Source organism: Frateuria sp. YIM B11624, from assembly GCF_049727805.1.
In the GTDB taxonomy this organism is placed as follows: Bacteria; Pseudomonadota; Gammaproteobacteria; order Xanthomonadales; family Rhodanobacteraceae; genus Frateuria_A.
Genome location: NZ_JBCNYA010000056.1, coordinates 1 through 8,898 on the forward strand (window position 1 = coordinate 1; position 8,898 = coordinate 8,898).

Annotated in this window: 10 protein-coding genes; 6 read left to right on the forward strand and 4 right to left on the reverse strand. The window is 68.8% G+C overall.

All coding sequences use genetic code 11. The features are described 5' to 3' along the window. Positions 1–131: 131 nt before the first annotated feature. A complete protein-coding gene (locus AAIL17_RS18015; protein WP_424684208.1) occupies positions 132–815 on the reverse strand; it encodes a DUF2461 domain-containing protein in 684 nt (227 codons plus the stop codon). A gap of 56 nt (positions 816–871) precedes the next feature. Further along, positions 872–2,314, reverse strand: a complete 1,443-nt coding sequence (gene sbcB / locus AAIL17_RS18020; protein ID WP_424684209.1) for an exodeoxyribonuclease I — start codon at positions 2,312–2,314, stop codon at positions 872–874. A 72-nt stretch (positions 2,315–2,386) separates the two neighbouring features. Between sbcB and orn the strand changes: the two genes are divergently transcribed. Genes orn through AAIL17_RS18040 form a run of 4 tightly spaced genes read left to right on the forward strand, consistent with a single transcriptional unit; the run spans position 2,387 to position 6,206 of the window. Then, positions 2,387–2,947, forward strand: coding sequence for an oligoribonuclease (gene orn / locus AAIL17_RS18025; protein WP_424684210.1), 561 nt, complete (start codon positions 2,387–2,389; stop codon positions 2,945–2,947). A gap of 6 nt (positions 2,948–2,953) precedes the next feature. Continuing rightward, entirely contained in the window at positions 2,954–3,862 is a 909-nt protein-coding gene (gene folP / locus AAIL17_RS18030; RefSeq protein WP_424684211.1) for a dihydropteroate synthase, read from the forward strand. Between the two features lie 47 nt (positions 3,863–3,909). Further along, positions 3,910–5,277 carry a phosphoglucosamine mutase gene (gene glmM, locus AAIL17_RS18035; protein ID WP_424684212.1) on the forward strand — a complete coding sequence of 456 codons (1,368 nt, stop codon included), beginning with the start codon at positions 3,910–3,912 and terminating at the stop codon, positions 5,275–5,277. Further along, positions 5,274–6,206 carry an isopenicillin N synthase family dioxygenase gene (locus AAIL17_RS18040; protein WP_424684213.1) on the forward strand — a complete coding sequence of 311 codons (933 nt, stop codon included), beginning with the start codon at positions 5,274–5,276 and terminating at the stop codon, positions 6,204–6,206. Before glmM ends, AAIL17_RS18040 begins: the two co-directional genes overlap by 4 nt. 138 nt (positions 6,207–6,344) lie before the next feature. Here AAIL17_RS18040 and AAIL17_RS18045 read toward each other — a convergent pair whose 3' ends face one another. Further along, positions 6,345–7,019: a DUF6445 family protein gene (locus AAIL17_RS18045; RefSeq protein WP_424684214.1), complete on the reverse strand. Its 675-nt coding sequence runs from the start codon at positions 7,017–7,019 to the stop codon at positions 6,345–6,347. Between the two features lie 55 nt (positions 7,020–7,074). Beyond that, positions 7,075–7,881 (reverse strand): SDR family NAD(P)-dependent oxidoreductase, encoded by an 807-nt coding sequence (locus tag AAIL17_RS18050; RefSeq protein WP_424684215.1) that lies wholly within the window; start codon positions 7,879–7,881, stop codon positions 7,075–7,077. Between the two features lie 117 nt (positions 7,882–7,998). Between AAIL17_RS18050 and tpiA the strand changes: the two genes are divergently transcribed. Both tpiA and secG read left to right on the forward strand, forming a co-directional pair. Beyond that, the gene (gene tpiA / locus AAIL17_RS18055; protein ID WP_424684216.1) at positions 7,999–8,748 is read left to right on the forward strand and encodes a triose-phosphate isomerase; all 750 of its coding nucleotides are present in this window, start codon (positions 7,999–8,001) and stop codon (positions 8,746–8,748) included. Between the two features lie 23 nt (positions 8,749–8,771). Continuing rightward, on the forward strand, positions 8,772–8,898 hold a 127-nt coding region (gene secG / locus AAIL17_RS18060; RefSeq protein ID WP_424684217.1), incomplete at its 3' end, for a preprotein translocase subunit SecG.

Sequence of the window (8,898 nt, forward strand, 5' to 3'; positions counted from 1 at the left end):
CGCTGCTCGGGATGGCCGTGGCGGCCGTGCTGCTCCGGCGCCAGCGGGCGCCCACTGTGTAGGGTGGGCTTCAGCCCACCGGCTCCATCTCGCATGGTGGGCTGAAGCCCACCCTACGGCCTTCGCCAGAACTAGAACTCCAGCTCCTGCGCGGCGCACAGGTAGTCGATCATCGGCGCGACGCGCTGGAAGCTCTCGACCGCCCATGGCAGCAGCTCGGACGAGCAGGCGAAGGCGTCGTCGAAGTTCTCGCCGGCGGCGAAGTCCTTGCGCTTGAGGTCCTCGATCAGCTCGTGCTCCGGGTCGAAGCCGCGCGGCGGGCGGCTCAGTCTTTCGCCCCAGAAGCTCAGCCGCTCGAAGGCCTTGCTCCGGGTGGCGCGCTTCCAGGCGGCCGGGTTGTCGGCGAGGAAGCCGCGGATGTTCTTGAGCGTGTCGGATTCCGGGTGCCACATGCCGCCGCCGGCGAAGCAGTCGCCCGGCTCGATGTGCAGGTAGAACGAGGGCGCCGGGATCTCGTGGCGGCGCGCATGGAAGAAGCGCGAGCCCTGCCAGGTCTTGTACGGCAGCTTGTTGTTGGAGAAGCGCGTGTCGCGGTGGATGCGGAACAACGAGCCGCCGTTCCTGCGCGCGTCGGCGCGGTAGTGCGGGCTGATCCTGGCCAGCGGCGCGGCCATGTCGGCGATCAGCGCCAGGAACGGTTCGCGCACGTGGCGCTCGTAGTCGGCCTTGTGCGCGGTGAACCATTCGCGGCTGTTGTTGCGGCCGAGCGCGCGCAGGAAACGGAAGGTGGCGGGGGTGAAGTAGGTATCGGACATTCGCCCATTATCGGCGATTGCCGGGTCAGACTCCTCCCGTAATCGCGGAGCGCTTGCTAGCCCAGCGCGAGGGCGGGCGCGGGCGCCAGTTCATGGCCCCAGGCTTCGAGCTGGTCGAGCAGCGCGGTCTGCTCCGGGCGTTCCTGGCGCAACGCGGCGATGCGCGCGAAGTAGTCCTCCAGCGTGCGTGCCGTGAGCGCTGTCGGCCGGGTCAGGCGGGTCTGGCGGAAGGCTTCCCAGCGGGCCTGTTCCTCCGCGTCCAGCGATTGTGGCCAGTTGCGCGCGCGGTAGCGGAACAGGAGTTCCGGGTAGCGCGGATCGCGGAACGGGAAGTTTCGACGCCCCAGTTGTTCCGGCGGCGTGGCGCGCACCTCGGCCAGCAGGCGCTTGTCGGCGTCCGGCAGGAAGCCGCTGTAGAGCGCCAGCTCCGGATCCTCCGGCGGCGCCACCTCGGCGGCGCGGGCGAACACGCGGCGCAGCCGGTCGGCCAGGCCTTCCGCCGCACGCAGCAGCGCGTGGTGGCGCATGCAGCGTTCCAGGTCGAGCTTGAGCCGGCCATGGTCCACGTCGCGCAACACGGACAACGGCGCCAGCGCGGGTGCACGGTTGGCGCGCACGGTACGCAGCGGGATGCGCTCGATGCCTTCGGGCAGGTCCGCCCGGGCGGTGAAGATGCGGTCGGCGATGTCGTCCTCGTCCAGGTCGAGCCAACCGGCCGGATCGGTGTCGAGGTCGTAGGCGATCACCTCGCCAGCGCGCGAGGGATGCGGCGCCAGCGGCGCGATCACCGCCAGGCAATGGCGGCTGGCCGGGTAGCGCGAGGACACGTGCACCAGCGGCGTCATGCCGACCACGTCGAGCAGGCCGAACACCTTCTGCTTGCGGCGCAGGTCGAAATGCCAGTCCCACAACCGCGGCTGGCGCACGCGGATCAGCCGCGCCAGGTCGATCAGCGCATACACGTCCGACAACGCATCGTGCGCGCGCTCCTGCTTCAGGTGGTTGGCCGCGGCCAGGTGCTCGAGCTTGAAGCTGGGCGTGCCGTCCTCGCGGGTTGGCCAGACGATGCCCTCGGGCCGCAGCGCCTCGCACATGCGCACCAGGTCGATCAGGTCCCAGCGGGAGTTGCCGTTCTCCCATTCGCGTCCGTACGGCTCGAAGAAGTTGCGGTACAGCAGTTGCCGGGTGAACTCGTCGTCGAAGCGCAGCGAGTTGTAGCCGACGCCGCAGGTGCCCGGTGCTGCCAGTTGCTCGTGCACGCGGGCGGCGAACTCGGCCTCGGACACGCCCTCGCGTTCGGCCTGCTGCGGCGTGATGCCGGTGATCAGGCAGGCATCCGGGTCCGGCGCCATGTCGCGCGGAGGGCGCGCGAAGAACATCGCCGGCTCGCCGACGATCTCCAGATCCGCCGTGGTGCGGATGCCGGCGAACTGCGACGGCCGGTCGCGGCGGGCGTCCGCGCCGAAGGTCTCGTAGTCGTGCCAGAGAAAGGTCTGCATGGGCCCGATCATCGCATGGCCCGCGGCCTCGGGCGGGCGCCTGCGCTAGACTGCGCGCTCCAAGGAGGATGCATGAGCCACGCGAACGACGACAATCTGATCTGGATCGATCTGGAGATGACCGGCCTCGATACGGACAACGATTCCATCCTCGAGATCGCCACCATCGTGACCGACAAGGACCTCAACGTACTGGCCGAAGGGCCGGTCTTCGCGATTCGCCACGAGGTCGACCGGCTGGAATCGATGGACAGCTGGAACCGCAACCAGCACAGCCGATCGGGCCTGTGGCAGCAGGTGCTCGACTCGACCACCGACCACGCGCAGGCCGAGCAGGCCACGCTGGAGTTCCTCAAGGTGTGGACGCCGGCCGGCAAGTCGCCGATGTGCGGCAACTCGATCTGCCAGGACCGGCGCTTCCTGCACCGGCAGATGCCGCGGCTGGAGCGCCACTTCCATTACCGCAACCTCGACGTCTCCACGCTCAAGGAACTCTCGCGCCGCTGGTCGCCGGCGATCGCGCGCGGCCTGAACAAGGAGTCGGCGCACACCGCGCTGTCGGACATCCGCGACTCGATCGAGGAGCTGCGCTACTACCGCCTGCACATGGGCGCGCTGGGCGGGCAGGACTGATACCTGATGTTCGACGACCCCTTCGCCATCGTGCTCGATTGCGCCGGCCGGCCGCTGGTGCTCGACCGTCCGCGGGTGGTCGGCATCCTCAACGTGACGCCCGATTCGTTCTCCGACGGCGGCGCCTTCGCCGACACCGATGCGGCCGTGGCGCACGGGCTGGCGATGGCGGAGCAGGGCGCGGACATGCTCGACGTCGGCGGCGAGTCGACCCGACCCGGTGCGGACGATGTGCCGCTGGACGAGGAACTGCGCCGCGTCATTCCGGTGATCGAGCAGCTTGCCGCGCGCACGGAGCTTCCGATCGCGGTCGACACCTCCAAGCCCGAGGTGATGCGCGCCGCCGTCGCCGCCGGCGCCGGCATGATCAACGACGTCTATGCGCTGCGCCGCGAGGGCGCGATGGATGCCGCCGCCGAACTGCGCGTACCGGTGTGCCTGATGCACATGCAGGGCGAGCCGCGCAGCATGCAGGACGAGCCGCGCTACGACGACGTGGTCGGCGAAGTGCACCGCTTCCTCGCCGACCGCCTGTTCGCCTGCGAGCTGAGCGGCATCGACAAGCGGCGCGTGCTGGTCGATCCGGGTTTTGGCTTCGGTAAGACGCTGGACCACAACCTGGCGCTGCTGCGTGCGCTGGAGCGTTTCGCCGACCTGGGTGCGGGCGTTTATGCCGGCCTGTCGCGCAAGGCGATGATCGGCACGCTGACCGGCCGCGCCGCTGGAGAAGCACGTGCCGCCGGTTCCGCAGCCGCGGCGTTGATCGCGGTACAGCGTGGCGCGCGCATGGTGCGTGTACACGATGTCGCCGCCACCGTCGACGCGCTGGCGGTCTGGCGCGCGGTGCACGAAGGCGACACGCCGCCTCGCCGCGACACCCGTCCGCCGGCTCCACGCTGGCCCGACGAAGACTGAGCTACTTAGGTGGTGCCCGTCCCGTGGCGCCACCGCAAGGATCGATGATGAGCACACGCAAATACTTCGGCACCGACGGCATCCGTGGTCAGGTGGGGCAATGGCCGATCAGCGCCGACTTCATGCTGCGGCTGGGCCGCGCGGCCGGCGCGGTGCTGGCGCGCGACGCCAAGCGCAAGCCGCTGGTACTGATCGGCAAGGACACGCGCGTGTCCGGCTACATGTTCGAGTCGGCGCTGGAAGCGGGTCTGGTTGCCGCTGGCGTGGACGTGGGTCTGCTCGGCCCGATGCCGACGCCCGCGGTGGCCTTCCTCACGCGTTCGATGCGCGCGGCCGCCGGCATCGTGATCAGCGCCTCGCACAACCCGCATACGGACAACGGCATCAAGTTCTTTTCGGCGCAGGGCGAAAAGCTTTCCGACGAGATCGAGCAGGCGATCGAGGAGGAACTGGACGCGGAATTCGTGACCGCCGCTTCCGAGCAGTTGGGCAAGGCCACCCGCGTCGCCGACGCGGTGGCGCGCTACGCCGAGTACTGCAAGGCCACCGTGCCGGAGGAGTTCACCCTGCGCGGCGTGAAGCTCGTGCTCGACTGCGCGCACGGGGCGACCTACCAGGTGGCGCCCAAGGTGTTCGCCGAGCTCGGCGCCGACGTGATCGCCATCGGCGACAAGCCCGATGGCTTCAACATCAACCGCGGCGTGGGTTCGACTCATCCGCAGGCCTTGCAGCAGGCGGTGCTGGCGCATAGCGCCGACATGGGCATCGCGTTCGACGGCGATGGCGACCGCGTAATCCTGGTCGACCGCAACGGCACCATCGCCGATGGCGACGACATCCTCTACGTGCTCGCGCGCAGCCTGTTCGCGCGCGGCTGCCTGCACGGGCCGGTGGTCGGCACGCTGATGAGCAACTATGGCCTGGAGCAGGCGCTGGCCGAGCTGGAAGTGCCGCTGATCCGCGCCAACGTCGGCGACCGCTACGTGCTGCAGCAGTTGAAGGTGCACGGCGGCATGCTCGGCGGCGAGACGTCCGGCCATATCCTGTGCCTGGACCGCGCCACCACGGGCGACGGCATCATCGCCGCGCTGGCCGTGTTGGAGACGCTGGCCGCTTCCGGGCAGGACCTGGCGTTGGCCCGCCGCGGGCTGCAGAAGCTGCCGCAGGTGATGGTCAACGTGCGCGCCCAGGGCGCGCGCGAGGCGCTGGCCAGCGACACCGTGCGCCACGCGCTGACCGAGGTCGAGCGCACGCTGCAGGGCAGGGGGCGCGTGGTGTTGCGTGCGTCGGGCACCGAGCCGGTGGTGCGCGTCACCATCGAAGGCGCCGATGCGGGCGAGGTGCAGCAGTTGGCCGGCTGGCTGGCCGACGCCGTAAAATCCGCCGCGCACACGCACATGACGGAAAATCCATGAAGCAAGTCCCCACGCTCGACATCCGCCGCTACGACACCGACCGCGACGCCTTCGTCGCCGAGCTCGGCGCGGCCTACCGCCAGTTCGGCTTCTGCTGCATCAGCGGGCACGGCATCCCGCGCGAACTGGTCGACGGGGCCTACCAGGCCTTCGAGCAGTTCTTCGCGCTGCCGGCCGAGACCAAGATGAAGTACCACGTGCCCGGCTCCGGCGGTGCGCGCGGCTATACCCCGTTCAAGGTGGAAACGGCCAAGGACAGCCGCTTCCCGGACCTCAAGGAGTTCTGGCACGTCGGCCGCGAGATCCCGCGTGACTCGAAGTTCGCCGACGTGATGCCGCCGAACCTGTGGCCGGAGGAAGTGCCGCAGTTCAAGCCCTGCGGCTACGGCCTGTACGAGGCGCTGGACCAGCTCGGCACGCGCGTGCTGCGCGCGCTGGCGCTGCACATCGGCCTGCCGGAGAACTATTTCGAGGACAAGACCGACCAGGGCAACTCGATTCTGCGCCCGATCCACTATCCGCCGATCACCGAGGAGAACATCCCCAACGTGCGCGCGGGCGCCCACGAGGACATCAACTTCATCACCCTGCTGGTCGGCGCCAGCGCCGAGGGCCTGGAAGTATTGAGCGAGGGCGAGTGGCTGCCGATCACCACCGAGGGCGATGCGATCGTCGTGAACATCGGCGACATGCTGCAGCGCCTGACCAATCACGTGTATCCGTCCACCTCGCACCGCGTGGTCAATCCGCAGAACGAGAACGCGCGCAAGCCGCGCTACTCGGTGCCGTTCTTTCTGCACCCCAATCCCGACGTGGTGCTCGACCCGCTGCCCGAGTGCGTCACGCCCGACAACCCGAGCCGCTACGACACCTCGCTGACCTCGCACGAGTACCTGATGCAGCGCCTGCGCGAGATCAAGCTGATCTAGCGCACAACCTGCGCCCTCTCCCCTCGGGGGAGAGGGCTGGGTGAGGGGCCGGGGCTCGCCGTGAACTCCCTGCCTTTCGCTCCAAGGGTGCCTCCAGGCACCGGTCCGGTGAGCTGAAGCCCGCCCTGCGTCTGCCGCTTACGCCATCCAGAAAAACACCGCCGTCATCCGCTTGCCGGCCATGTCCTCCAGTCCCCAGTACGCACTGGCGCTGTGCACGATATTGGCCTTGTAGAGCAGCAGCCGGTTGAAGCGATGCGCCACGCGCACGTCCTCGACGAAGGCGTCCGGACGCACGAAGCGATTGCCGAGCGCATCGACTAGGTTGCGGTGCGGCGGCGCCACCATGTTGCCGCCGAGCTGGCCATTGGGCATGCGCTGGCGAAAGAAGCTGGTGCCGCAGCTGTCGGGCACCACCGGGTTGAGATACAGCACGGCGGCATAGCGACAGAGATTGAGCGAATCCGTGTGCGGCTTGACCGCCCCCTCGACCGCACCGACCACCTGGACGCAATTGTGGTTGAGCTTCTGCCCGGCCTCGGTCTCGCCGACCCATAGTTTCTTCGCGCCGGTGGCCTGCCGCACCTGCGCCTCGATGCAGGCCAGCTCGTCGACCTGCAGCGCCGGCAGCGCGCGCATGCCGGGCCAGGCTTCGCCGGTCGTCGGAAAGCCGTACTCCCAGTCGGTCTTGGCCAGGCAACGCTCGCGTACGGCCTCCGGATCGGGCAGGGCATCGTCGATCACCCAGTAATCGCGTCCCTCGGTGGGCTTGCGGTAGGGCAGCGGACGCATCTGGGTGGGGAACAGGCTCATGGCGGTCTCACGGCGACAGGCCGGACACGTTAGCGCAGTCGGGCGATGCCGGTGGTCAATCGAGCTGGCGGTAGCGTTTCGATTCGCGCGCCGATAGCCACAAGGCGAGCCGGTCCGGCGTCAGCTTGGCCAGTGCCTTGATGGCACGGTTCACCCGGCCGGTGACGTGCACCGCTTCGCCACGTTCGACCGCTGCGATGCCCTCGCGCACCACCGTCACGGCGTCCTGCCACATGAAGCGCGGCAGCTTGCCGACCAGCGCCCGGGTGCCGGTGACGTCGTGGAATTCCGACCAGGTGAAGCCGGGGCACAGCGCGCACACGTGCACGCCCAGGTGCCGGTTCTCCAGCGCCAGCGACTGCGAGAACTTGATGAGATAGGCCTTGCTGGCCGCATACAGCGTGTGCCCGGCCGATCCGGGCACGTGCCCGGCCAGCGAGGCGACGTTGACGATGCGCCCATAGCCACGCTCGCGCATGCCCGGCAGCAGCCGCCATGCCAGTTCGGTCGGCGCGGTGAGCAGCACCTGCAGGAAATCCGCGTGGACCGGCCAGCCGCTGGCCTCGAACGTGCCCGGCACGCCATAGCCGGCGTTGTTGATCAACCAGTCCACCGCCAGTCCCTGCTCATGCAGGCTGCCGGCGAGCTGCTGCGGCGCCGCCGGATCGGCGAGATCCGCAGGCATCACGTGGACCTGCGTGCCATGGCGCTCGCGCAACTCGGCGGCCAGGGCATGCAGGCGCTCGGCGCGGCGTGCGACCAGCACCAGGTCATGGCCCTGCGCGGCCAGTTCGCGCGCGAACGCGGCACCGATGCCGGCTGAGGCTCCGGTCACCAGGCTGAGCGGATGATGGGCAGGCATGGGCGTTCCATGAGGGCGGCAGCCGATGATGGCCGAGTGGCCGCAGCCCTGCCAGCACCCGTTTGCCGGCCTGCAGGGCGGCCGCTATCCTTGCCGTTTTTTGACCGGGTGCTTCGCATGCGCAGGAAACTCATCGCCGGCAACTGGAAGATGCATGGCAGCCGCTCGATGGCCCAGGCCCTTGTCGGCGAAATCGCCGCGCAGCGACCGCAGGACGCCGAGGTGCTGGTGTTTCCTCCGTTCCCTTACCTGGCCGAGCTGGCCGCGCGTCATGGCGCCAGCGGCATCGGTTTCGGTGGCCAGGACGTCAGCGCGCACCAGGGGCAGGGCGCCTACACAGGCGAAGTGTCGGCCGCGATGCTGGCCGACGTAGGCGCGCAATGGACGCTGGTCGGGCATTCCGAACGTCGCCAGTACCACCGCGAAAGCGACGAGCTGGTGGCACTGAAGTTTGCCGCTGCCTGCGCGGCCGGCCTGACCCCGATCCTCTGCGTCGGCGAGACGCTGGAGCAGCGCGATGCCGGCCAGACCGAAGCAGTGCTCGCCCGCCAGTTGGACGCCGTGCTCGCCGTTTCCGGCATCGCGCCGTTCTATACCGCCGTGATCGCCTACGAACCGGTGTGGGCGATCGGTACCGGTCAGACCGCTACGCCCGAACAGGCGCAGCAGGCACACGCCTTCATTCGTAGCCAACTGGAAAGGGAAGATGCTATGATTGCCCGTCTGACCCGGCTGCTTTATGGCGGCAGCGTCAAGGCGGCGAATGCCGCATCATTGTTCGCGCAGCCGGACGTGGATGGGGGCCTGATCGGCGGTGCTTCGCTCACCGCAGACGATTTCCTCGGCATCTGCGCCGCGGCGCACTGAAGCGCTACGGACTCCTGACCAACATGTTTGTCATCTTCAGCGTGTTTTACATCCTGATCGCCGCGGCGATGATCGTGCTGATCCTGATGCAGCGCGGCGCCGGCGCCGATGCAGGCTCCGGTTTCGGCGGCGGTGCGTCGGTGACAATGT